Source organism: Pseudomonas subflava (genome assembly GCF_023823685.1).
Classification (GTDB): Bacteria; Pseudomonadota; Gammaproteobacteria; order Pseudomonadales; family Pseudomonadaceae; genus Aquipseudomonas; species Aquipseudomonas subflava.
On the sequence record NZ_JAMXBF010000009.1, the window covers coordinates 91,741 to 112,207 of the forward strand.

Sequence of the window (20,467 nt, forward strand, 5' to 3'; positions counted from 1 at the left end):
GAGGGCATACATGCGCCACTTCCTCTCCGTTCTTCCCCTGGTTCTGCTGGCCGGCTGTTCGTCGTTCCGCCCCGATGCCGAGCACATCACCCCGGTGCCCGGTGACCGGGTGCTGGCCTATCAGGAGGAGCAACAGAACGGCGGCCGCCTGGTGGTGAACCGCGACATGGGCCTGATGGGCGGCGGTTGCTACGTGGCCATCGAGGTCGACCGCAAGCTGGCCGCGCGCATCGGCATGGCCGAGGTGGTCAGCTTCAACGTCCCGGCCGGCACCCGCGTGCTGGGCCTGACCATCGACCCGCTGGACGACACCCTCTGCGGCATGGGCCGCCTGCACAAGGAGGTGGCGGTGAAGGTGGCGCCGGGCAGTACCCAGTATTTCCACATCGTCAGCGAGAACCGTGGCGGCTTCGACATCCGCCCTGACGACAAGCCGCCGCAGCCCTGATCGTGACGCACCCGGCCCGGGGCGCGACCTGCGCCGCACTGCTGCTGATCGGCCTGCCGGCACTCGCCGCGCAGTGGCCTGCGGGCGGGCGCGAGACCTTTCGTAACGGCTGCGAGGACAGCGCCGGCCAGGCCCTGGGCCAGGAGCGGGCGCAACGCTACTGCGCCTGCACGCTGACGCGCATCGACCGCGACTTCTCCGCGACCGAGATCGCCGCGCTGGACAAGGCCGAACTGCCGGAGCCGCTGGTGGCACGCCTGCAGCGGGTGTCCCAGACGTGCCTGGCTGAGCTGGACGGGCAGGGCTAGGTCAGGGCCGCCACAGCGGGTCGTTGCCCATCACTTCGGTGGCCCAGTCGGCGAATGCCCGCACCCGCGCGGAGAGGCGCCGCGAGTAGGGATAGACCAGGCTCATCGGCATGCTCTCCAGTTGCCACTGCGGCAACATTTCCACCAGCCGGCCGTCGGCCAGCGGCTGCTCGGCTTCGGCGCGGGGTATGCCGACGAATCCCAGGCCGGCCTCGGCAGCCGCGATGTAGGCACCGCCGCTGTTGAAACGCATGGTCGGCTCCTGCTCGATGACGAACCGTTCTTCGCCGCGGTGCAACACGTTGACCTTCTGCCGGCCGCTGGCCGGGAACACGAACGCGAGAAAGTGCAGCGCGGCGAGGTCGCGCGGGTGCTGCAGCGGCGGATGCTGCGCCAGGTATTGGGGGGTGGCGCAGAGCACGAAACGCATCTTGCCGATGGGCTTGCACACCAGGTCCGGCGTGCTCACCTCGCCGCCGCGGATGGCGCAGTCCACGCCTTCCTGCACCAGGTCGACGACGCGTTCGCTGCAGCCCAGGTCGAGATGGATCAGCGGATGGCGCGCGACGAAGTCGGGCAGCGAGGGAATGATCAGGAAGCGGCCGAGGGGCGAGGGCATCTCCACCTTGACCCGACCGCGGGCCGCGCCGCGGCTCTGCGAGACGCTGGTTTCCAGTTCGTCGATGTCGTCCAGCACCACGCGGGCGCGCTCGTAGTAGGCGTTGCCCTCCGAGGTGGGCGTCACGCGGCGGGTGGTGCGGTGCAGCAGCTTGACGCCGAGCTGGGTTTCCAGTGCCAGCACCTGGCCGGACACGGTGGTCTTGGCCAGGCCGAGGGCGTCGGCGGCGCGGGTGAAGCTGCCGAGTTCGACGATGCGGCAGAAGGCGCGCATCGCTTCCAGGCGGTCGAAGGCCATTGTCCGTTTCTCCGCACAATGTTTACGGGTGCGGCCAATTTATCCGTTAACGGCCGGGTAATACAGTGGCGACCATTCCCGGTACGGCACCGGGCTCTTTCGGAGAGATCGCCATGATGACCAGCAAGCGCAACCACTATCACCAGACCGCGCCCGACGTGTTCAAGGCCATGTACGCCCTCGAGCAGACCCAGGCGGCGTTCCCGCTGGAGAACTCGCTGCGCGAGCTGATCAAGGTGCGCGCCTCGCAGCTCAACGGCTGCGCGCTGTGCCTGGACATGCACAGCGCCGACGCGCTGAAGCAGGGCGAGTCGGCCCGTCGCCTGCTGGCCCTGGGCGCCTGGGAAGACGCGCCGTTCTTCACCGAGCGCGAACGCGCCGCGCTGCTGTGGACCGACACCCTGACCCTGCTGCCGCAGCGCCATGCCTCGGATGCCGTGTACGCGGAGGTGGCCGCCCAGTTCGGCGAGCGCGAGATCGCCGAGCTGACCCTGGCCATCGTCACCATCAACGCGTGGAACCGCTTCGGTGTCGGTTTCGCCATGCAGCCGGCGCAGTGATCGCCATGCGCAGGTCGATCGCGCTATTCGCCTTGTCCGTCCTGGTCAGCGCCGCCGCGCTGGGCCATGGCGGCGAGGAAACGGTGACGCCGATTGCCGCCGCGCAGCTGCCGGCGCAGGCGGGCAGCCATGCTCAGGCGCTGCGGGTGGAGTTCGCCCCCGGGCAGACATCGGTGCCGCACCGGCATCCGGGCCCGGTGTTCGTGGTGGTGGTCAGCGGCGAGGTGGAGTCGGCGCTGGACGATCAACCGCCGCAGCGCTTCAAGGCCGGCGAGGCCTGGTACGAGGCGCCGGGCCAGGTGCACCGCGTCACCCGCAATCCCAGCGCGCGCGAGCCGGCCGTGCTGGTGGCCTGGCTGCTGTCCGACGGCGACACGCCGCTGGTCACGCCCGTTTCCCCTTGATTCCCGTAGGAGGTCGCCATGTTCCGCGCCGTGCTGATCGAGACCCTGGACCTGGACGAGCCGGCCCTGCGCCGGCGAATCGCCACGCTGGCGGCGCCGCCCGACTGGCGGCTGGAGCCGCTGGAGCAATGCTGGCGATTGTGGCTGGACGATTCCCAGGTCGAGCGCGTGTGCGGCGCGCTGCTGGGTTGCGGCTGGCTGCGCCGGCTGGAGTTCGCCGAGCCGGCCTAGCGCAGTCGCGGTGGGAGATATTCAGCGAGTCAGCGGCAGCGCCAGGCCCATGGCGCCGAACAGGCCGCCGCAGCAGCGGTTGAAACCGCGCCCGGCGCGTTCCAGCCAGGGGCGGGTGCGCTGGGCGGTGCGCGCCAGCAGGTACTCGGTGATGCCTTCGACCACGGCGAAGGTGGCGGCCATGACCACGAACTGCAGCCACAGGCTGCGGGCCGGGTCGAGGAATTGCGGCAGGAAGGCGCCGAAGAACAGGATCACCTTGGGATTCGACAGCGCCGACAGCAGGCCCTGGCGGAACAGCTGCAGGCCGGGGCGCGGCGCGCTCGCTTCCAGGGGCGTGAGGTGCAGCGGCGGCGAGCGCCACAGCTGGATGCCGAGCCAGATCAGGTAGGCGGCGCCGACCCACTTGAGCACCAGCAGCGCGTGGGCCGAGGTCTCGAGCAGCGCGGCCAGGCCGAACATCGACAGCGCCATCAACAGTACGAAGCCGAGCATGCCGCCGGTGACCGTCCACAGGGCGCGACGGTGACCGTAGAGCGCGCCATGGGTGAGTGCGAGCAGTCCGTTGGGGCCGGGTGTGAGCGACAGGCCGATGACGGCGGTGAGATAGATCAGCCAGGTATGCAGGGCCATGGGCGGTAACCGTAACGACGCGAGGACAGAGTCGGGACATTAACGGATGGGTGACGGCGGTCACAAGACGAGCAACTCGGTATCGGGCGAAAAGCCCTTGCCAGAGCGGTTGGCGCGAGGCGATAGACGCGTCGGCGCGTTTTGTCCCTGTGCGCGTAACAATCGCTGCTTAACTTGGCCTCGCCCGGAAGCGAGGCGCCTGCCGCCTCTCGCCCGGCAGCGCAATAACAACAACGAACCATAAGGAAATGTAGCGATGCGTGCCCTAGCAGCTCTCACCCTGCTGGCCTTGAGTGCCGAGGTCAGCGCCCAATGTCCCGACTTCCAGAGCCCCGCCAACCCGCCCGGTTTCACCAACCCGGCGAAGAAGAAGTTCCGCCACTTCGGCAACCAGGTGCTGGCCGGCCTGTACAAGCCCTGGCACATGGTCCACGACCAGATGGTGCGCAGCGGCCAGGCCGCCACCGTCACCGCCAAGTTCGACTACGACGCCGTGCTGCACAAGGACCTGGAGGGCGAATACGTCCACGCCTACCTGTATGGCACCGGCATGAGCGGCTGGAGCTACCTGGGCCGCCACACCACCGACGGCGACGGCAAGATCAACGTGGCACTCGGCACCCGTCCGGTGGGCGAATACCGCCTGCGTTTCGTGGTCGAGGGCGACCTCAGCCGGGTCGACGGCTACCTCAGCGTGGTCGATCCCAGTCGCCCGGCCGTACTGTTCGACATCGACGGCACCCTGACCATCAACGACTTCGAGGCCTACGCCGACTACGTCGGGCTGAAGACCGCGCAGGCCTATTACTATGCGCCGCAGACGGTACAGGCCTACCGCGACAAGGGCTACCAGCTAGTGTTCCTTACCGCGCGGCCGTACTGGGTGACGAAGGATGCGCGCCAGTGGTTCGACTACCAGGGCCTGCCGCAGTGGCACTACCGCTCCAATCCCTACGGTGACGGGCCGATCCCGCCGGACACCCAGGCGCACAAGACCAACTACGTGAAGTACCTGCGCGAGCAGGTCGGCCTGAACATCGTGCGCGCCTACGGCAACGCCACCACCGACATCGCGGCTTATGCCGACGGCGGCATTCCCAAGGCGGAAACCTGGATCATCGGCCAGCACGCCGGTGAGAGCGGAACGCAGTCGGTCGGCGGCGACTACAGCTATCACTACAGCACCGTGGTGGCGACCACCCCGCCAGCCAACTGCAACTGAAAACGAAAAAGGGGCCATGCGGCCCCTTTTTTCTACCCGCGGCGTTACACCCGGTCGGCCAGGGCCAGCTTGATGCCCAGCAGGGTGAACAGGCCGCCGGTGCAACGCTCCAGCCACAGACCGACGCGCCGGCCGACCTGCAGGCGCTGTTGTGCGAACGCGGTCGACAGCGCCAGGAAGTGGCACCAGAGCATGCCGTTGAGATTGAAGATGGCGCCCAGCAGGAGGAAGGCCAGCGCCTTGTGTTCGGCGTCCGGGCTGATGAACTGCGGCACGAAGGCGAGGAAGAACAGCGCCACCTTGGGGTTGAGCACGTTGGTCAGAAAGCCCTGGGCGAAGATCCGACCGTAGGGCAGGGCCGGTAGCGCGGCGGCGCCGGGCTCGACCGCTTCCTTGCGCTTGGCCAGCAGCATGCCGATGCCGATGTACAACAGATAGGCCGCGCCGATCAGCTTGACCACCATGAACGCCGTGGCCGAGGTGGCGAGCAGGGCGGACATGCCCAGCGCGGCGGCGACGATATGCACGCAGGTGCCGGCGCCGATGCCCAGCGCCGCCGCCGAACCGGCGCGCCAGCCCTGGGTTGCGCTGCGCGCCATGACCAGCAGGGAATCCGGGCCGGGGGCCATGTTCAGCAACAGGCCGGAGATGACGAACAGGGCGAGATCGTGGGTGCCGAGCATGGCGGGTGACTCCTTGGGAGATGGCCGATTCTGAGCGGGCCGCGCGGCGGGCGTCAAAGCCGCGGAGCGACTGGAGACGAGGAAAGCCGCGCCGCGCTTTGCGAAGATCGCTTCGCTTTTGCCGCAAATCGCCGCACGGGCTTGTGTCTTCGCCGGCAAATCGTGCATCTCTTCGTTATGAGCCGGGCGCGCCGCCAGTCCGCTGCAACCTTGCCGCGGCAGCGCCGCGGGGCCCGGCTATGGCACACTTCGCTTTTCCGCAGCAAGGCTACTGCCCCGCATCCAGGCCGCTGCACCCGTACTTCGCGCCACGCGCGCAAACCGTCATAGCCAGCCGCTCACGGCGGCCCCAGAAGAAGAGGAATGTCCCGTGCACAACGCCGTAATCAGTGGCACTGGCCTGTACACCCCGGCTAACAGCATCTCCAACGACGAGCTGGTGGCTTCCTTCAACGCATACGTCCAGCAGTTCAACGCCGACAACGCCGCCGCCATCGAGCGTGGCGAGGTCGAGGCGCTGAGCGAGTCGAGCAGCGCCTTCATCGAGAAGGCCTCCGGCATCAAGAGCCGCTTCGTGATGGACAAGGCCGGCATCCTCGACCCGCAGCGCATGACCCCGCGTCTGCCGCAGCGCAGCAACGAGGAGTGGGGCATTCTCTGCGAGATGTCCGTGGCCGCTGCCAGGCAGGCGCTGGAGCGCGCCGGCCGCACCGTTGCCGACATCGACGGCGTGATCGTCGCCTGTTCCAACCTCGAGCGTGCTTACCCGGCCGTGGCCATCGAAGTACAGGCCGCGCTGGGCATCGACGGCTGGGGCTATGACATGAACGTGGCCTGCTCCTCGGCCACCTTCGGCATCCAGGCCGCCAACAACGCCATCGCCACCGGCCAGGCGCGTGCGGTGCTGATGGTCAACCCGGAGATCTGCACGGGCCACCTGAACTTCCGCGACCGCGACAGCCACTTCATCTTCGGCGACGCCGCCACCGCGGTGATCGTCGAGCGCGCCGACCAGGCCACCTCGCAGCATCAGTGGGACATCCTCGGCACCAAGCTGCTGACCCAGTTCTCCAACAACATCCGCAACAACTTCGGCTTCCTCAACCGCGCGGCGGAAGAGGGCATCGGTGCCAAGGACAAGCTGTTCGTGCAGGAAGGCCGCAAGGTGTTCAAGGACGTCTGCCCGATGGTGGCCGAGCTGATCGGCGCGCACCTGGCCGAAAACCAGCTGAACGTCGGCGACGTGAAGCGCTTCTGGCTGCACCAGGCCAACCTCAACATGAACCTGCTGATCGCCCGCAAGCTGCTCGGCCGCGATGCCGAAGCACACGAGGCGCCGGTGATCCTCGACACCTACGCCAACACCAGCTCCGCCGGCTCGGTGATCGCCTTCCACAAGAACCAGGACGACCTGCCTGCCGGCAGCCTGGGCGTGCTCAGCTCGTTCGGCGCCGGTTACTCCATCGGCAGCGTGATCCTGCGCCGCAAGGGCTGATCGCGCGAGGGCCGCCGTGACCGTGGTGCCTACGGGCAGCCCGAGCGACGCCGAGCTGCTCGAACGCCTGCGGGCCGGAGAGCAGGGCGCCTTCCGTGAGCTGGTGGCGACCTACCAGAGTGCGATGCGCGCGGTGGCCTTCGCCATCGTCGGCAGCCGCAACGCCGACGAGGTGGTGCAGGACGCCTGGCTGGCCGTGGTGCGCAACCTGGACGGCTTCCAGGCGCGCTCCAGCCTGAAAACCTGGCTGCTGACCATCACCGCCAATACCGCCAAGAGCCGGCTGCGCCAGCAGCGCCGCGAGCCGCTGCTCGACGATCTGCCGGCGCCGCATGGCAGCGTCGACGCCGAGCGTTTCGCCGACAACGGCCACTGGCAGACGCCGCCCGGCCATTGGGAGCTGGATACCCCCGAGGCGCTGCTGGCCGAGGCCGAACTGCGCGAATGCCTGGACAAGACCGTGGCCAGCCTGTCCGAACTGCAGTCCAGCGTCCTTCTGCTGCACGAGCGCCAGGGGCTGACGCCGCAGGACATCTGTAATCTTCTCGATATCTCTCTCTCCAATCTGCGCGTGCTGCTGCACCGCGCCCGGCTCAAGGTGTTCGCCACCCTGGAGCATTTCGAGGAGACCGGCCAATGCTGACCTGCAGGGATCTGGTGGCCCGTTCCAGCGGCTTTCTCGATGGCCACCTGCGCCTGCACGAGCGTCTCGGCGTGCGCGCCCATCTGGCCCTGTGCGGCCATTGCCGCCGCTTCATCCGCCAGATGGAGCTGAGCCGCGCTGTGCTGCGCCACCTCCCCGAGCCCGACGCCCCCGAACTCGAGGCGCTGGCCGAGCGCCTCGCCTGCGAGCGGCGCCAGCGCTAAGGATCTCGAGGCCACGCCGCTGCAGCGGCGCTACGCAGCGATGCGAGGGCGCGGCGGCTTTCTCACCTTCGAGCCGCGGTTGGAATGCCATTGCCTCAGGAGCATCGACCTTCTAATGCTGGATTTTCCACCGGGCCGGATCGCTCTCAGCCCAGGCGGGGCGCGGGATTACGCTTATTCTCGATCGAAGTAAAAAAGTTCCTATGTCATTGAATTTTCATATAAAAGCAACCGGGCTGAAATAACCCCCCTCCAAGATTCCCCCCCAACACGCAGGCCCCAGGCCCAGTGTTTTCTAAAGACCAATAGGGGAATCCTTTCGATGAAGCACTTCGCCGGTATTGCCGCCAGCGCCCTCGCTCTGGCCATTTCCGCCCAGGCTTTCGCCGGCACCGTCACCACCGACGGCGCCGACATCATGATCAAGACCAAGGGTGGCCTGGAAGTAGGCACCACCGACAAGCAGTTCTCGTTCAAGGTTGGCGGTCGCCTGCAGGCCGACTACAGCACCTTCGACGGCTTCTACACCCAGAACGGTGACAATGCCGACGCGGCCTATTTCCGTCGCGCTTTCCTCGAGCTGTCCGGCGTTGCCTACGGCGATTGGGTCTACACCATCAACTACGATTTCGCCCACAACGCCGGCAGCTCGGAAGATGGCTACTTCGACGAAGCCTCCATCCTCTATGCCGGCTTCAAGCCGGTCGGCATCAAAGTCGGTCGCTTCGATCCGGACTTCGGTCTGGAAAAAGCCACCAGCTCCAAGTGGGTGACCGCCCAGGAGCGTAACGCCGCCTACGACCTGGTCGACTGGGTCAACGCCCACCAGAACGGCATGGGCATCCAGGCGCTGTTCACCAGCGAGATGTTCTACGGCTCTACCAGCATCAGCGCCAAGGACCAGAACGACGTCGACGGCGAGAGCGTCAAGCAGTTCAACGCCCGTGGCGTATTCGCGCCCATGCACGAAGCCGGCAACGTCCTTCACTTCGGTGTGAACTACGCCATGCGTGGCCTGGACGACACCGCCGTCGACAGCCGCATCCGCAGCCGCCTGGGTATGCGTGGCGTGTCCACCGCCGGTGGCAATGACGCCGGCACCAACGGCAACCGCCTGCTGCTGGGCGGCGTGAGCAGCGCTCCGGCCGGTGCCTACGACGACGACAGTGCCTGGGGTCTGGAAGCGGCGTGGGCCATGGGTCCGTTCTCCGTCCAGGGCGAATACATCAAGCGTGACCTGCAGGCCGACTCCGACGCCTACGACGACATCGAAGGCGACGGTTATTACGCTCAGGTGGCCTACACCCTGACCGGCGAGCCGCGCGGCTACAAGATCGGCAAGTTCGACTCGATCAAGCCGGCTAACAAGCAGATCGGTGCCTGGGAAGTCTTCTACCGCTATGACCACCTGACCGTCGAGGACGATACCGTCGGCATCGATCCGAGCGACGACGTCGAAGGCAAGGTGCACAACCTCGGTGTGAACTGGTATGCCAACGAAGCGGTGAAGATCAGCGGCGTGTACGTCAAGGCCAAGGTCGACAACCAGGAAAACGCCAATGGCGACGACGACGGCGACGGCTTCGTGGTCCGCGCCCAGTACGTCTTCTAATCACAACACCTCGTTCATCCGCTCCTCTTCCAGGCCCCGCATTGCGGGGCCTTTTTTTTGCGGCGACGAGGCGCCAGACTGGCGGCATGCCGTCTCCCATCCTGCACCGCCTCGCCGATATCGCCCCCGCCACCTGGGACGCCCTGCTGCCCGAGCCGCAACCCTTTCTGCGCCACGCCTTTCTCTCGGCCCTGGAGGACAGTGGCAGCGTCGGCGGCCGCACGGGCTGGCGACCGTCGCATCGCCTGTTGCACGCGGCTAACGGCGAGCTTGTGGCCGCGTTGCCGGCCTATATCAAGGATCACTCCTACGGCGAGTACGTGTTCGACATGGGCTGGGCCGATGCCTATCACCGGGCCGGCATCGCCTATTACCCCAAGCTACTCGGGGCCGTGCCCTTCAGCCCGGTGACCGGGCCGCGTCTATTGGGCGACGCGCAACAGGCCGCTGCGCTGCTCGACGAACTGGTGGCGAGCCTGGAGCGCGACGGGCTGTCCGGGCTGCACATCAACTTTCTGCGCTCCGAGGACGATGCGCTGTTCGCCGGTCGCGAGGGCTGGCTGCAGCGCCTGGATTGTCAGTATCACTGGCGCAACCGCGGATACCGCGATTTCCAGGACTTTCTCGACGCGCTCAATTCGCGCAAGCGCAAACAGCTGCGCAAGGAGCGCGAGCATGTGGCGGGGCAGGGCATCGACTTCCGCTGGCAGTGCGGCGGCGAGCTGAGCGAGGCGGACTGGGATTTCGTCTACGCCTGCTACGCCAGCACCTACCATGTGCGCCGTCGCGTGCCTTACCTGACGCCCGAGTTCTTCAGCCTGCTGGCCGAGCGCATGCCCGAAGCCATTCGCGTGGTCAGCGCGCGGCAGGGTGGTCGCCCGGTGGCCATGGCCTTCAGCCTGGTGGCCGGCGACAGTTTCTACGGGCGTTATTGGGGCTGTCTCGGCGACTTCGATCGCCTGCATTTCGAGACCTGCTTCTACCAGGGCATCGAGCGCGCCATCGAGGAAGGCCTGCAGCGCTTCGACGCCGGCGCCCAGGGCGAGCACAAGCTGATCCGTGGCTTCGAACCGCAAATCACCCGCTCCTGGCATTACCTGCTGCATCCCGGTTTGCGCGCCGCCGTGGACCAGTTCCTCGCCGAGGAGCGGCCGGCCGTACTGGCCTATGCCGAGCAGGCGCGGCAGCTGTTGCCCTATCGCCAGGAAGGAACCTGAGCCAGTGCCAGCCATGATTCGTGCCCTGTTTATCTGCAGCCGCAACCGCCTGCGCAGCCCCACGGCCGAACAGATCTTTGCTGCCTGGCTCGGAGTGGAGAGCGACTCGGCCGGGCTGGCGCCGGATGCCGAGGTGCTGCTGTCCGCCGAACAGGTGCAGTGGGCCGAGCTGATCTTCGTCATGGAACGGGTGCACCAGCGTCGCCTGCAGCAGCGCTTCGGCCCGCTGCTCAAAGACCGGCGGGTGGATCTGCCTGGGCATTCCGGACGACTATGAATACATGCAGCCGGAACTGGTCGAGTTGCTGGAACGCAAGGCTGGCGCCTATCTGCGCTGAGTGAGGAGCGAGAATGGCGAGAATAGTCTGTGGTTTTTTTGCCCTGCTGGGCTGGCCACTGCTGGCTCTTGGAGCGGACTGCGCCAGGCTGGATACACGAGCCAAGGACGCCGACTGGCACAGCCCCTGGATAGGTGAAGTGGTTGGTCAGGGCAGGGCACATTTCCATTCGGCGCCCAGCTCGGCGTGCCGAATCGCCGGCAAGTTCATCATCCCCGGCGATAGGGTATCCATCTACAGCGAGTACGAAGGCTGGTCGCAGATCATGTATCCGGCCGGTGATGAAGAGGATGCGGGTGTGTGGGTGCACAGCGAGCGGCTGAGGATCATTTCCCGGCCGGACGAGGGGCCTCGCTTGTAACGCGCACTCTGTGCCCAACCTCTGGGTGCTATTTGATTGCTGCGGTCTGCCTGTGGAGGGTAGACGCAGCCATGCAAGTGGCTGCGCCAGGAGCCGCAAATCAGAGCTTCTTCGCGCTGATGATCAGCACCGGCTCGACCGGCACATTCTGGTGCATGCCGCGGTTGCCGGTGCGTACGCCGGCGATGCGGTCGACCACGTCCATGCCGCGCACCACCTTGCCGAACACCGCGTAGCCGAAGTCGCGGCCGCCGTGGTTGAGGAAGTCGTTGTCCTTGTGGTTGATGAAGAACTGGCTGGTGGCCGAGTCCACCACCTGGGTGCGCGCCATGGCGAGGGTGCCACGGTCGTTGCGCAGGCCGTTGTCGGCCTCGTTCTTGATCGGCTTGAGGGTGTCCTTCTCCTTCATGTCGGCATCGAAGCCGCCGCCCTGGACCATGAAGCCCGGGATCACCCGGTGGAACTGGGTGCCGTTGTAGAAGCCGGAGTCGACGTAGGCGAGGAAGTTCTGCGTGCTGATCGGCGCCTTCTCGGCGTTCAGCTCGATCTCGATGTCGCCGTAGCTGGTTGTCAGCACCACGTGCGGGTTTTCGGCGGCGAACAGGCCGGTGCTCAGCAGCAGGCCGGCGGAGAGGATGAGTTGCTTCAGCATGATTGCGGGTCCTTGTTTTCGTGGTGCGGTTGAGACTGTTCGACCTGGGCGAGGAAATCGTCCAGGACGGCGTTGAAACGGTGCGGCTGGTCCATCGGGGTGGCGTGACGCGAGTGCTCGATCACCACCAGGCGGGCGTTCGGCAGTTCGCGCACGTAGGCCTCCTTGGTGGCCACCGGGGTGTAGTCGCGGTCGGCGCTGACCACTAGCACCGGGCAGGCGATGGCGGACAGGCGCTCGCGCACGCCCCAGCCGATGATCGCGTCGAGGGCGGCGAGGTAGGCGCGCTTGTCGTTCTGCGGCCAGCGCTGTTCCACCTTGGCGCGCAGCTCGGCCTGTTCCGGCCGCGGGAACAGCAGGCGGCCGAGGCCCTTGCCGATGGTCTCCATACTCAGCAGGCGCGACAGCGTCCAGCGCTTGGCCAGCATCCACCAGTCGGCAGCGCTGCGGGCCTTCACCTCGGGCCCGCTGTTGACGATGGTCAGGCTGCGCAGCAGCTCGGGACGCTCGACGCCCAGCTGGAAGCCGACCATGCCACCCATGGAGATGCCCACCAGGTGCACGTTCGGCAGGCCCAGGTGCTCGATCAGCGCCGCCACGTCCTCGGCGAAGGCGGCGATGCTGTAGCGCTCGCGCGGCTTGTCGGAGCGACCGTGGCCGCGCAGGTCGAGGGCCAGCACGCGGCGTCGCTGCAGCAGGTGCGGGATCTGGTATTCCCAGTCCTGGATGCTGGAGCCCAGGCCGTGCACCAGCAACACGGGTTCGCCCCGGCCGTGGTCCTCGTAGTGCAGCCGGCAGCCGCGATGTTCGAAATGGGGCATGGCCGGGTTCCTCACACGCCGGGCAGCGGCGCCGCGAAAGGCGCCTCGAGCGGCGCGCCGTCGAAGTTCTTGATCAGTTCGATGAGGATCTGCGTGGCCGGGCCGAGCACCTTGTCCTTGTTGCTGTAGAGGAAGAAGCGCGGCCGGCGGGTGTCGCCCTGTTCCATCGGCAGCGGCTTGAGCAGGCCTTCCTCCAGTTCACGGGCGATCAGGTGATGGGGCAGCCAGGCGAAGCCGAGGCCGCTGCTGACGAAGGTGCGCGCGGTGGGCAGGCTGCCGACCGTCCAGCGCTGCTCGGCACCGAGCCAGCCGGCGTCGCGCGGCTGCACGCGGCCGCTGTCGCGGGTCACCACCTGCATCTGGCCCTCCAGGTCCTGGAAGGTCACCGGGCGCTGCAGGCGATGCAGCGGGTGTTCCGGGTGGGCCACGGCGAGGAACTCCACCTCGCCCAGTTCGATGGGCAGGTAGCCGGTGATGTTGAGCGCGCTGATGGCCAGGTCCGCCGAGCCTTCGCGCAGTACCTCCTCGACCCCGGACAGCACTTCCTCGCGCAGGCGCACGCGGCAGCCGCGGCTCTGCGGCATGAAGGCGGAGAGGGTGCGCACGATATTGGCGGTGGGGTAGGCGGCGTCCACCACCAGGCGCACTTCGGCTTCCCAACCCTGTTCCATATGGTGGGCCAGCTCCTCCAGCTGGCTGGCCTGCTTGACCAGCTGCCGCGAGCGGCGCAGCAGTACCTCGCCGGCCTCGGTGAGCACGGCCTTGCGCCCGTCGATGCGCAGCAGCGGCGCGCCGAGCTGTTCCTGCATGCGCGCCACCGTGTAGCTCACCGACGACTGTGAGCGGTGCAGCGCCTCGGCGGCCTGGGCGAATCCACCGTGGTCCACCACTGCCTGCAGGGTGCGCCATTGTTCCAGGGTGACACGGGGCGCTTTCATCGCCGCTTCCTCTTCTCTAATCTGGCACCCCTCGAACAAGGAGTAAGCCGATGAAAAATTGCTGCCTGGCGCTGCTCGCGCTGATGCCGCTGACCGCCGCCGCCTATCCGACCGAACTGGAGAAGCAGCTCAACGGCGCCGAGGTGTCCGCCTCCATCCAGGACATCGACCGCAACATCGGCGGCCTCACCCTGTACAACTACGGCCTCGCTCCCGCCAAGTGCGACGCGCGCTTCCGCAACGGCCCCGAGGCGCCGCGCAACCGCTCGGCGGAGCTCAAGCCGGGTGAAAGCGTGACCCTGACCGTGCGCTTCGCCCGCGACATCATCAAACTGCGGGTCGACCTCACGTGCGAGCAGAGCTGAGCCTAGAGCCGGGCTCTGCATAAATCAACTTTGTTGATGATTTGAAGCGTATTTTTGCGCTTTTTAATCTCATTGGCTGACCATAACCTTCACTCCATCGAAACAAACAACCCCGATGGAGTTAGCCCAATGTCCCGCATCCTCGTTATCGAAAGCAGCGCCCGCCAGGAAGGTTCCGTTTCCCGTCAGCTGACGGCCGACTTCATCGGCCAGTGGCAGGCCGCCCACCCGCAGGACCAGGTCAAGGTCCGCGACCTGGCCAAGCAGCCCGTGCCGCACCTGGACGAAACCCTGCTCGCCGGCTGGATGAAGCCCGCCGACCAGCAGAGCGAGGCCGAGCAGGCCGCCGCCGCCCGCTCCAACGAGCTGACCGACGAGGTGCTGGCCGCCGACGTGCTGGTGCTGGCCGCGCCGATGTACAACTTCGCCATCCCCAGCACTCTGAAGGCCTGGCTGGATCACGTGCTGCGCGCCGGCGTCACCTTCAAGTACACCGAGACCGGCCCGCAGGGCCTGCTCACCGGCAAGCGCGCCTACGTGCTGACCGCCCGCGGTGGCATCTACGCCGGCAGCGGCCTGGACCACCAGGAGCCCTACCTGCGTCAGGCCCTGGCCTTCATCGGCATCCACGAGGTCGAGTTCATCCACGCCGAAGGCCTGAACATGGGCGCCGAGTTCTCCGAAAAGGGCCTGGCCAAGGCCCGCGAGCAGCTGGCCCAGGTCGCCTGACCCGTTTAGTCGCGCTTTCTCCCGCTCCCCCTGGGGCCGGCATTGCCGGCCCGTCACCGGCTCGCCTGGGTGCTCCTCCCGGCGGGCCGGTTTTTTTATGCGCGCCTTTCAGGATCGGTCACGCCAAATGCGCACGGTGCCGTCCGTACGTCTGTATGGGCGACCGCGCGCCAAACTGTGTTTGAAATATTGAACGCACTGTGGTGCGATGCCCGCCTCGAGTCGTGGGTCGGAGGCGGCGGTGCAGGTATCGGGTCGTGGTGTGGCGCTGTCGGTGGTGGCGTCGGTGTTGTTCGTCCTGGTTCCCGGCTACGTCCGCGAGCTGGCGCCGCTGGACGGGCTGCAGGTGTTCGCCCAGCGCATCCTCTGGTCGATTCCGGCGGTCCTGCTGCTGGTCGCCCTGGGCCGCCAGTGGGATGTGCTCGCCGCCGCTTTCGTCCGCCTGCGTCGCGAACCGCTGCTGCTGGTGGCGCTGCCCGTGGCGGCGGCGCTGATGGGCGTGCAGTGGCTGCTGTTCGTCTGGGCGCCACTGGCCGGGCGCATGCTCGACGTGTCTCTCGGCTACTTCCTGCTGCCCCTGGCCATGGTGCTGGTCGGCCGGCTGTTCTATGGCGAGAGGCTGCGTCCGCTGCAACGCATCGCCGTGGGCTGCGCGCTGCTCGGCGTGATCCACGAGCTGTGGCTGACCCAGGCGTTCTCCTGGGTGACGCTGGTGGCGGCCCTCGGTTATCCGCCGTACTTCATGCTGCGCCGCTGGATGAGGCTGGACGCGCTGTCCGGCTTCGTCCTGGAGATGCTGGTGCTGGCGCCGCTGGGCATCTGGCTGATCCTTGCCTACGGACCGCCCGCGGCATTCGAGCAGGCACCGCAGCTGTGGTGGCTGCTGCCCGGCCTGGGCCTGCTCAGCGCCCTGGCCTTCGGCGCGATGATGGCGGCCAGCCGCCTGCTGCCGCTGGGGCTGTTCGGCATTCTCAGTTACGTGGAGCCGGTGCTGCTGTTCGGCGTCGCCGTGCTCTTTCTCGGCGAGGCCTTCGCCCCGCAGCAGCTGTGGACTTACGGGCCGATCTGGCTGGCCGTGCTGCTCACCGGCTGGGACAGTGCGCGCCTGCTGCGCAAGCAGGCGCGGCGGGCAACTTAGTCGGTGCCGGGCGTTTCGATCCGGTAGCGCAGCTGGGTAACGCCGGTGGCGAACGCCTTGTGTTCGCACAGCTGCAGCCGCTGCTCGAGGCCACTGGCGAACAGCGGGATGCCGGCACCGAGAAGGTGCGGTATGACGCTGACCACCACTTCGCCGAGGAGCCCGGCGGCCAGGCAGTTGCCGGCCAGGCTGCCGCCGCCGACCAGCCAGACCCGGTGGCAACCGAGCGCCGCCAGTTCGTCCAGGGCCTCGGCCGGGGTGCAGTGAAGTCCTTTGACCTCGGCCGCCGGCGTTTCCAGCGGGTTGCGCGCCAGCACGCGGCAGGGCTTGCCAGGATAGGGCCAGCCGATGCCGAAGCTGCACAGCATGTCGTAGGTGGCGCGGCCCATCAGCAGGCCGTCGATGCCGCGGTAGAAGTCCTCGTAGCCGTGGTCGATGCCGGACGCCTCGATGGGCTCCAGCCAGTCCACGCTGCCGTCCGGGCGGGCGATGTAGCCATCCAGGCTGGCGGCGACGTAATAGATCAGTGCTGGTTTCATGCATCCCCCGAACGCTGGTCGTCAGTCCAGCACGTTCTCGATGATCTCGTAGATCAACCCGCTGGCCAGGGCGACCAGCACCACGTCGGTGCCGACCTGGCGCCACTCGTAGCCGTCGTAGTGCGGCAGCTGGCCGAGCAGGCGGTTGTCGAAGCGCTTGGCGATGCCCGGCGGCAGCGGCTTGCCGCGCGCCAGGTTCTTGCGGATGCCCGGCGGCAGCGACTGCGCCGGGCCGATCAGGTCGCGGTTGTCGCCGAGGATGAGCCGCACGCGGCCGATGTCGATGCTCGGCCCGCGCAGGTCGACGGTGACATCGTCATCGTTGCCGTGCCGCTCATGGCTTTCGTGCTTCTCGTGTTTCTCGTGCTTGTCATGCTTGGGCGCGGCGCCGGCGGAGCCCAGGCCGAACGCCAGGGCCGCGGCGAAGAAAGCGAGCGGTAGTCTGCGAGCCATGCGAATCTCCGAAGCGGGGTATGAGCGTTCGAGCCTGGCTTCGCTTGATCGTTCCTCAGGCCGGCGCGCGACTCCGGCTGTCCAGCACCCGCAATATGGTCCGCAGCAACATGCCATACAGCGGCACGAACAGCATCAGGCTGACGGCCAGCTTGACCCCGTAGTCCACCGTGGCGATCTCCACCCAGTGCTCGGCCATGAACGGGTTGTCGCTGCGCCAGAAGGCCACCGAGAAGAAGGCGAAGGTGTCCAGCAGGTTGCCGAGGATGGTCGACGCGGTCGGTGCCACCCACCACTGACGCAGCTGACGCAGGCGGTCGAACACCTGGATGTCGAGGAGCTGGCCGAGCACGTAGGCGAGGAAGCTGGCCACCGAGATGCGCAGGACGAATTCGTTGTACTCGCCGAGGGCCGCCAAGCCGCGGAAGGCGCCTTCCTGGAACAATACCGAGACCACGTAGGAGGCGAGCAGGGCGGGAATCATCACCCGGGCGATCACCTGGCGCGCCGGGCTCTTGCCGAGCAGGCGCACGGTCAGGTCGCTGGCCAGAAAGATGAACGGGAAACTGAACGCGCCCCAGGTGGTGTGCCAGCCGAACAGGGTGATCGGCAGCTGCACCAGGTAGTTGCTGGCGATGATGATGAGGATGTGGAAGGCGATCAGCACGGCCAGGGCCGAGCGCTGATGCGCTGCGTGAGGCAGAAGCATGGAGGCTACCTTTTTGTGGGATGGGGTTAGGGAACCCATGCCGGCCCGGATGGCTGGCGGCGCGCATTCTATACGTTCGTGCTCTTTTGTACAAAATTCGATCAAGTGCGGCCTTTTACCGCGACAACCGGTAACCTATGCAGCCGTTTTTTCCGATTCGCGCCGAGGTAAGCCCCGTGTTTTCCCAATTCGCCCTGCATGAACGCCTGCTCAAGGCCGTCGCCGAGCTCAACTTCACCGAGCCGACGCCGGTGCAGCTTGCGGCCATTCCGCCGGCGCTGGAGGGCCGCGACCTGCGGGTGACGGCGCAGACCGGCAGCGGCAAGACCGCCGCCTTCCTGCTGCCGCTGCTCAACCGACTGCTCGGCGACGCCAATGCCAAGCAGCGCACCGACGTGCGCTCGCTGATCCTGCTGCCGACCCGCGAGCTGGCCCAGCAGATCCTCAAGGAAGTGGAGCGGTTCTCCCAGTTCACCTTCCTCAAGTCGGCGCTGGTCACCGGCGGCGAGGACTTCAAGGAGCAGGCTGCGCTGCTGCGTCGCCAGCCCGACCTACTGATCGCCACGCCGGGCCGCCTGATGGAGCACCTCAATGCCGGCAGTCTGAAGCTAAATGGCGTCGAGGTGCTGGTGCTGGATGAGGCCGACCGCATGCTCGACATGGGCTTCGCCGAGGATATCGAGCGCATTACCGCCGAATGCGCCAACCGCCAGCAGACCCTGCTGTTCTCCGCCACCGGCGGCGGCAAGGTGCTGCGCGAGATGATCGCCAAGGTGCTGCGCGAGCCGGTGCACCTCAAGCTCAACAGCGTCGACCAGCTCAGCGAGACCACCGTTCAGCAGATCATCACCGCCGACGACCCGGGCCACAAAGAGCGCCTGGTGCACTGGCTTCTGACCAACGAGACCTACCGCAAGGCCATCGTCTTCACCAATACCCGGGCCCAGGCCGACCGCCTCTATGGCCACATGGTGGCGGCCGACTACAAGGTCTTCGTGCTGCACGGCGAGAAGGACCAGAAGGACCGCAAGCTGGCCATCGACCGCCTCAAGCAGGGCGGCACCAAGGTGCTGGTGGCCACCGACGTGGCGGCCCGCGGCCTGGACATCGAGGGCCTGGACCTGGTGATCAACTTCGACATGCCGCGCTCCGGCGACGAGTACGTGCACCGCATCGGCCGCACCGGTCGTGCCGGCGAGGCGGGCCTGGCGGTGTCGCTGATCTGCCACAACGACTGGAACCTGATGTCGAGCATCGAGCGCTATCTCAAGCAGCGCTTCGAGCGTCGGGTGATCAAGGAGCTCAAGGGCAGCTACCAGGGGCCGAAGAACGTCAAGGCGTCCGGCAAGGCCGTGGGCGTGAAGAAGAAAAAGACCGACAAGAAGGACGGCGCCAAGAAGCCGGCCGCCAAGGCCACGCCCAAACGCCGCCCGAACGCACCGAAGGCCGCGCCCTCGGGGCTGGTCAGCCAGGATGGCCTGGCCCCGCTGAAGCGCAAGAAGCCGGTGGAGTAAAACGAAAGGGGCCCGAGGGCCCCTTTTTTGTTCGTGTGCCCATGGCCCTTTAGATGACCCCGGGGTGGTGCGTAAGGCGCACCCGACGTGGAAGCCGTTACAGGTAGGCCCATCGATGGGCCCGAACGGCTCGCTCTATGTAGGGTGCGCCATGCGCACCATGGCCCCGCGGTTGAGCCGAGGTGGTGCGCACGGCGCACCCTACGTCGGCCGTCGCCAGGGGCATTCGCCGAGGCGGTGCACCCTGACACCCATCGGCACGGGCGCCGTTACTCGGCGACGATCAGGATCTTGCCGTCGCGCTCGCCGCTGGCGGCCGCGGCGATGGCGTCCTTGATCCGGGCGACGGGGTAGGTGGCGGCGATGCGTGCCTTGAGTTTGCCGCCGGCGATCAGCTGGGTCAGCTCGCCGAAGACCTTCATCTGCTCGGCCGGGGTGGCCTTCTGGAACCACTTGGCCAGCCAGAAGCCGCGCAGGGTCACGTCACGGAAGACGAAGGAGGAGGCCGACACCTGGCACGGCTCGCCGCTCATCAGGCCGTAGTTCACCAGGGTGCCGCCCTCGCTCAGGCAGGCCGCCACGTGGTCGGTGGCCTTGCCGCCCACCGCGTCGATGCCGAGCATCAGCTTGGCGCCGCCGGTGGCCTCGCGCACGCGCTTGTGCAGGTCCGGGCCGTCCACCAGCACCACGTCGCCGCCCTCGGCCTTCACGCCTTCCACCGCCGCCTCGCGGCGCACCACGTTGATGGTCTTGAAGCCGCGCAGCTTGGCCAGCTGGATCAGGTAGCCGCCGACACCGGAGTTGGCCGCGTTCTGGATCACCCAGTCGCCGGGCTGCAGGTCGACGAACTGGCTGAGCAGCAGGGAAGCCGTCGGCGGGTTGATGGTCATCATCGCCAGTTGCTGCGGATCGGCGTCCGGCAGCGGGATCAGCTTGGCGGCGGGGGCGTGCAGGTGGGTCACCCAGGTGCCACAGCCGACCGGCAGCAGCACGGTCTGGCCGACCTTGACGTTGGTCACGCCGTCGCCCAGTTGCTCGACGCGGCCGACACCCTCGTTGCCGCCGATGGCCGGCAGCGGCGGCAGCATGCCGTATTCGCCGGTCAGGGTGAGCACGTCGGACGGGTTGATCGGCGCGGCCAGCACCTTGATCAGCGCCTGGCCCGCGGCCAGCGGCGGCAGCTCCAGCTGGACCGCTTCGATCACGTCCTGCGGGACCTTGCCGCGGTGTTGGTATTCGGCTTTGAGCATGGCAGTTCTCCATCGGCTGAGAGCGCTGAGTCTAGACGCAAGAGGCTGCCGCGGGATGAATCGT

Annotated in this window: 26 protein-coding genes and 1 pseudogene; 17 read left to right on the plus strand and 10 right to left on the minus strand. The window is 67.1% G+C overall.

What is annotated here, in order from left to right:
* Positions 1–10 precede the first annotated feature (10 nt).
* Positions 11–448, plus strand: a complete 438-nt coding sequence (locus NF616_RS13815) for a 3-isopropylmalate dehydratase (protein ID WP_252273870.1) — start codon at positions 11–13, stop codon at positions 446–448.
* A gap of 2 nt (positions 449–450) precedes the next feature.
* Positions 451–756, plus strand: a complete 306-nt coding sequence (locus NF616_RS13820; RefSeq protein WP_252273871.1) for a hypothetical protein — start codon at positions 451–453, stop codon at positions 754–756.
* Between the two features lies 1 nt (position 757).
* Here the strand turns inward: NF616_RS13820 and NF616_RS13825 are convergent, their stop codons facing one another.
* The gene (locus tag NF616_RS13825) at positions 758–1,672 is read right to left on the minus strand and encodes a LysR family transcriptional regulator (protein WP_252273872.1); all 915 of its coding nucleotides are present in this window, start codon (positions 1,670–1,672) and stop codon (positions 758–760) included.
* A 116-nt stretch (positions 1,673–1,788) separates the two neighbouring features.
* Between NF616_RS13825 and NF616_RS13830 the strand changes: the two genes are divergently transcribed.
* Genes NF616_RS13830 through NF616_RS13840 form a run of 3 tightly spaced genes read left to right on the plus strand, consistent with a single transcriptional unit; the run spans position 1,789 to position 2,867 of the window.
* The gene (locus tag NF616_RS13830) at positions 1,789–2,232 is read left to right on the plus strand and encodes a carboxymuconolactone decarboxylase family protein (protein ID WP_252274158.1); all 444 of its coding nucleotides are present in this window, start codon (positions 1,789–1,791) and stop codon (positions 2,230–2,232) included.
* 5 nt (positions 2,233–2,237) lie between these two features.
* Complete coding sequence (locus tag NF616_RS13835) at positions 2,238–2,636, plus strand: cupin domain-containing protein (protein ID WP_252273873.1); 399 nt, start codon at positions 2,238–2,240, stop codon at positions 2,634–2,636.
* A gap of 18 nt (positions 2,637–2,654) precedes the next feature.
* The gene (locus NF616_RS13840) at positions 2,655–2,867 is read left to right on the plus strand and encodes a hypothetical protein (RefSeq protein WP_252273874.1); all 213 of its coding nucleotides are present in this window, start codon (positions 2,655–2,657) and stop codon (positions 2,865–2,867) included.
* Between the two features lie 21 nt (positions 2,868–2,888).
* Here the strand turns inward: NF616_RS13840 and NF616_RS13845 are convergent, their stop codons facing one another.
* Positions 2,889–3,500 (minus strand): LysE family translocator, encoded by a 612-nt coding sequence (locus NF616_RS13845; protein WP_252273875.1) that lies wholly within the window; start codon positions 3,498–3,500, stop codon positions 2,889–2,891.
* A gap of 256 nt (positions 3,501–3,756) precedes the next feature.
* Between NF616_RS13845 and NF616_RS13850 the strand changes: the two genes are divergently transcribed.
* Positions 3,757–4,722 (plus strand): lipin/Ned1/Smp2 family protein, encoded by a 966-nt coding sequence (locus tag NF616_RS13850; protein ID WP_252273876.1) that lies wholly within the window; start codon positions 3,757–3,759, stop codon positions 4,720–4,722.
* Positions 4,723–4,766: 44 nt separating this feature from the next.
* Here NF616_RS13850 and NF616_RS13855 read toward each other — a convergent pair whose 3' ends face one another.
* Positions 4,767–5,405 carry a LysE family translocator gene (locus NF616_RS13855; RefSeq protein ID WP_252273877.1) on the minus strand — a complete coding sequence of 213 codons (639 nt, stop codon included), beginning with the start codon at positions 5,403–5,405 and terminating at the stop codon, positions 4,767–4,769.
* A 370-nt stretch (positions 5,406–5,775) separates the two neighbouring features.
* Between NF616_RS13855 and NF616_RS13860 the strand changes: the two genes are divergently transcribed.
* The 7 genes and pseudogenes from NF616_RS13860 (at position 5,776) to NF616_RS13890 (ending at position 11,295) form a co-directional block, all read left to right on the plus strand.
* Positions 5,776–6,900, plus strand: a complete 1,125-nt coding sequence (locus tag NF616_RS13860; protein ID WP_252273878.1) for a beta-ketoacyl-ACP synthase III — start codon at positions 5,776–5,778, stop codon at positions 6,898–6,900.
* Between the two features lie 25 nt (positions 6,901–6,925).
* A complete protein-coding gene (locus NF616_RS13865) occupies positions 6,926–7,543 on the plus strand; it encodes an RNA polymerase sigma factor (RefSeq protein WP_252274159.1) in 618 nt (205 codons plus the stop codon).
* Positions 7,537–7,767, plus strand: a complete 231-nt coding sequence (locus NF616_RS13870) for an anti-sigma factor family protein (protein ID WP_252273879.1) — start codon at positions 7,537–7,539, stop codon at positions 7,765–7,767. Before NF616_RS13865 ends, NF616_RS13870 begins: the two co-directional genes overlap by 7 nt.
* A gap of 322 nt (positions 7,768–8,089) precedes the next feature.
* The gene (locus tag NF616_RS13875) at positions 8,090–9,379 is read left to right on the plus strand and encodes an OprO/OprP family phosphate-selective porin (protein WP_252273880.1); all 1,290 of its coding nucleotides are present in this window, start codon (positions 8,090–8,092) and stop codon (positions 9,377–9,379) included.
* 86 nt (positions 9,380–9,465) lie between these two features.
* Positions 9,466–10,596: a GNAT family N-acetyltransferase gene (locus NF616_RS13880; protein ID WP_252273881.1), complete on the plus strand. Its 1,131-nt coding sequence runs from the start codon at positions 9,466–9,468 to the stop codon at positions 10,594–10,596.
* Positions 10,597–10,609: 13 nt separating this feature from the next.
* Positions 10,610–10,934 (plus strand): annotated as a pseudogene (locus tag NF616_RS13885) (low molecular weight protein tyrosine phosphatase family protein).
* A 13-nt stretch (positions 10,935–10,947) separates the two neighbouring features.
* The gene (locus NF616_RS13890; protein WP_252273883.1) at positions 10,948–11,295 is read left to right on the plus strand and encodes an SH3 domain-containing protein; all 348 of its coding nucleotides are present in this window, start codon (positions 10,948–10,950) and stop codon (positions 11,293–11,295) included.
* A 100-nt stretch (positions 11,296–11,395) separates the two neighbouring features.
* On the opposite strand, the gene NF616_RS13895 is transcribed toward NF616_RS13890, so the two are convergent.
* From NF616_RS13895 to NF616_RS13905, 3 genes are read right to left on the minus strand one after another with little or no spacing between them, the layout of a single operon-like run.
* Positions 11,396–11,947, minus strand: coding sequence for a peptidylprolyl isomerase (locus tag NF616_RS13895; RefSeq protein ID WP_252273884.1), 552 nt, complete (start codon positions 11,945–11,947; stop codon positions 11,396–11,398).
* Positions 11,941–12,768 carry an alpha/beta fold hydrolase gene (locus tag NF616_RS13900; RefSeq protein ID WP_252273885.1) on the minus strand — a complete coding sequence of 276 codons (828 nt, stop codon included), beginning with the start codon at positions 12,766–12,768 and terminating at the stop codon, positions 11,941–11,943. The genes NF616_RS13895 and NF616_RS13900 overlap by 7 nt, the downstream gene beginning before the upstream one ends.
* A gap of 11 nt (positions 12,769–12,779) precedes the next feature.
* Positions 12,780–13,706, minus strand: a complete 927-nt coding sequence (locus NF616_RS13905; protein ID WP_252273886.1) for a LysR family transcriptional regulator — start codon at positions 13,704–13,706, stop codon at positions 12,780–12,782.
* A gap of 50 nt (positions 13,707–13,756) precedes the next feature.
* Here NF616_RS13905 and NF616_RS13910 point away from each other — a divergent pair, with 50 nt between their 5' ends.
* The 3 genes from NF616_RS13910 (at position 13,757) to rarD (ending at position 15,938) form a co-directional block, all read left to right on the plus strand.
* Complete coding sequence (locus NF616_RS13910) at positions 13,757–14,071, plus strand: 3-phosphoglycerate kinase (protein ID WP_252273887.1); 315 nt, start codon at positions 13,757–13,759, stop codon at positions 14,069–14,071.
* 129 nt (positions 14,072–14,200) lie between these two features.
* Positions 14,201–14,800, plus strand: a complete 600-nt coding sequence (locus tag NF616_RS13915; protein WP_252273888.1) for an FMN-dependent NADH-azoreductase — start codon at positions 14,201–14,203, stop codon at positions 14,798–14,800.
* 241 nt (positions 14,801–15,041) lie between these two features.
* The gene (gene rarD, locus NF616_RS13920; RefSeq protein ID WP_252273889.1) at positions 15,042–15,938 is read left to right on the plus strand and encodes an EamA family transporter RarD; all 897 of its coding nucleotides are present in this window, start codon (positions 15,042–15,044) and stop codon (positions 15,936–15,938) included.
* On the opposite strand, the gene NF616_RS13925 is transcribed toward rarD, so the two are convergent.
* The 3 genes from NF616_RS13925 to NF616_RS13935 are packed head-to-tail and all read right to left on the minus strand — an operon-like array spanning position 15,935 to position 17,639.
* A complete protein-coding gene (locus NF616_RS13925) occupies positions 15,935–16,477 on the minus strand; it encodes a dihydrofolate reductase family protein (RefSeq protein ID WP_252273890.1) in 543 nt (180 codons plus the stop codon). The two genes, rarD and NF616_RS13925, sit on opposite strands and share 4 nt — an antisense overlap.
* Before the next feature lie 21 nt (positions 16,478–16,498).
* Entirely contained in the window at positions 16,499–16,930 is a 432-nt protein-coding gene (locus NF616_RS13930) for an anti-virulence regulator CigR family protein (RefSeq protein ID WP_252273891.1), read from the minus strand.
* A 55-nt stretch (positions 16,931–16,985) separates the two neighbouring features.
* Entirely contained in the window at positions 16,986–17,639 is a 654-nt protein-coding gene (locus NF616_RS13935; RefSeq protein ID WP_252273892.1) for a 7-cyano-7-deazaguanine/7-aminomethyl-7-deazaguanine transporter, read from the minus strand.
* Positions 17,640–17,815: 176 nt separating this feature from the next.
* On the opposite strand from NF616_RS13935, the gene NF616_RS13940 reads away from it, so the two are divergent.
* Complete coding sequence (locus NF616_RS13940) at positions 17,816–19,153, plus strand: DEAD/DEAH box helicase (RefSeq protein ID WP_252273893.1); 1,338 nt, start codon at positions 17,816–17,818, stop codon at positions 19,151–19,153.
* A gap of 269 nt (positions 19,154–19,422) precedes the next feature.
* Here the strand turns inward: NF616_RS13940 and NF616_RS13945 are convergent, their stop codons facing one another.
* Entirely contained in the window at positions 19,423–20,403 is a 981-nt protein-coding gene (locus NF616_RS13945; RefSeq protein WP_252273894.1) for a zinc-dependent alcohol dehydrogenase family protein, read from the minus strand.
* Positions 20,404–20,467 lie beyond the last annotated feature (64 nt).

What these genes read in the sequence shown, in the direction of transcription:
- NF616_RS13840 (WP_252273874.1), top strand. Translation starts at nt 2,655, where the DNA reads ATGTTCCGCGCCGTGCTGATCGAGACCCTGGACCTGGACGAGCCGGCC.
- NF616_RS13880 (WP_252273881.1), top strand. Translation starts at nt 9,466, where the DNA reads ATGCCGTCTCCCATCCTGCACCGCCTCGCCGATATCGCCCCCGCCACC.
- NF616_RS13915 (WP_252273888.1), top strand. Translation starts at nt 14,201, where the DNA reads ATGTCCCGCATCCTCGTTATCGAAAGCAGCGCCCGCCAGGAAGGTTCC.
- NF616_RS13930 (WP_252273891.1), bottom strand. Translation starts at nt 16,930, where the DNA reads ATGGCTCGCAGACTACCGCTCGCTTTCTTCGCCGCGGCCCTGGCGTTC.
- NF616_RS13910 (WP_252273887.1), top strand. Translation starts at nt 13,757, where the DNA reads ATGAAAAATTGCTGCCTGGCGCTGCTCGCGCTGATGCCGCTGACCGCC.
- NF616_RS13870 (WP_252273879.1), top strand. Translation starts at nt 7,537, where the DNA reads ATGCTGACCTGCAGGGATCTGGTGGCCCGTTCCAGCGGCTTTCTCGAT.
- NF616_RS13890 (WP_252273883.1), top strand. Translation starts at nt 10,948, where the DNA reads ATGGCGAGAATAGTCTGTGGTTTTTTTGCCCTGCTGGGCTGGCCACTG.
- NF616_RS13895 (WP_252273884.1), bottom strand. Translation starts at nt 11,947, where the DNA reads ATGCTGAAGCAACTCATCCTCTCCGCCGGCCTGCTGCTGAGCACCGGC.
- NF616_RS13830 (WP_252274158.1), top strand. Translation starts at nt 1,789, where the DNA reads ATGACCAGCAAGCGCAACCACTATCACCAGACCGCGCCCGACGTGTTC.
- NF616_RS13905 (WP_252273886.1), bottom strand. Translation starts at nt 13,706, where the DNA reads ATGAAAGCGCCCCGTGTCACCCTGGAACAATGGCGCACCCTGCAGGCA.
- NF616_RS13900 (WP_252273885.1), bottom strand. Translation starts at nt 12,768, where the DNA reads ATGCCCCATTTCGAACATCGCGGCTGCCGGCTGCACTACGAGGACCAC.
- NF616_RS13835 (WP_252273873.1), top strand. Translation starts at nt 2,238, where the DNA reads ATGCGCAGGTCGATCGCGCTATTCGCCTTGTCCGTCCTGGTCAGCGCC.
- NF616_RS13825 (WP_252273872.1), bottom strand. Translation starts at nt 1,672, where the DNA reads ATGGCCTTCGACCGCCTGGAAGCGATGCGCGCCTTCTGCCGCATCGTC.
- NF616_RS13815 (WP_252273870.1), top strand. Translation starts at nt 11, where the DNA reads ATGCGCCACTTCCTCTCCGTTCTTCCCCTGGTTCTGCTGGCCGGCTGT.
- NF616_RS13845 (WP_252273875.1), bottom strand. Translation starts at nt 3,500, where the DNA reads ATGGCCCTGCATACCTGGCTGATCTATCTCACCGCCGTCATCGGCCTG.
- NF616_RS13855 (WP_252273877.1), bottom strand. Translation starts at nt 5,405, where the DNA reads ATGCTCGGCACCCACGATCTCGCCCTGTTCGTCATCTCCGGCCTGTTG.
- NF616_RS13850 (WP_252273876.1), top strand. Translation starts at nt 3,757, where the DNA reads ATGCGTGCCCTAGCAGCTCTCACCCTGCTGGCCTTGAGTGCCGAGGTC.
- NF616_RS13935 (WP_252273892.1), bottom strand. Translation starts at nt 17,639, where the DNA reads ATGCTTCTGCCTCACGCAGCGCATCAGCGCTCGGCCCTGGCCGTGCTG.
- NF616_RS13925 (WP_252273890.1), bottom strand. Translation starts at nt 16,477, where the DNA reads ATGAAACCAGCACTGATCTATTACGTCGCCGCCAGCCTGGATGGCTAC.
- NF616_RS13945 (WP_252273894.1), bottom strand. Translation starts at nt 20,403, where the DNA reads ATGCTCAAAGCCGAATACCAACACCGCGGCAAGGTCCCGCAGGACGTG.
- NF616_RS13875 (WP_252273880.1), top strand. Translation starts at nt 8,090, where the DNA reads ATGAAGCACTTCGCCGGTATTGCCGCCAGCGCCCTCGCTCTGGCCATT.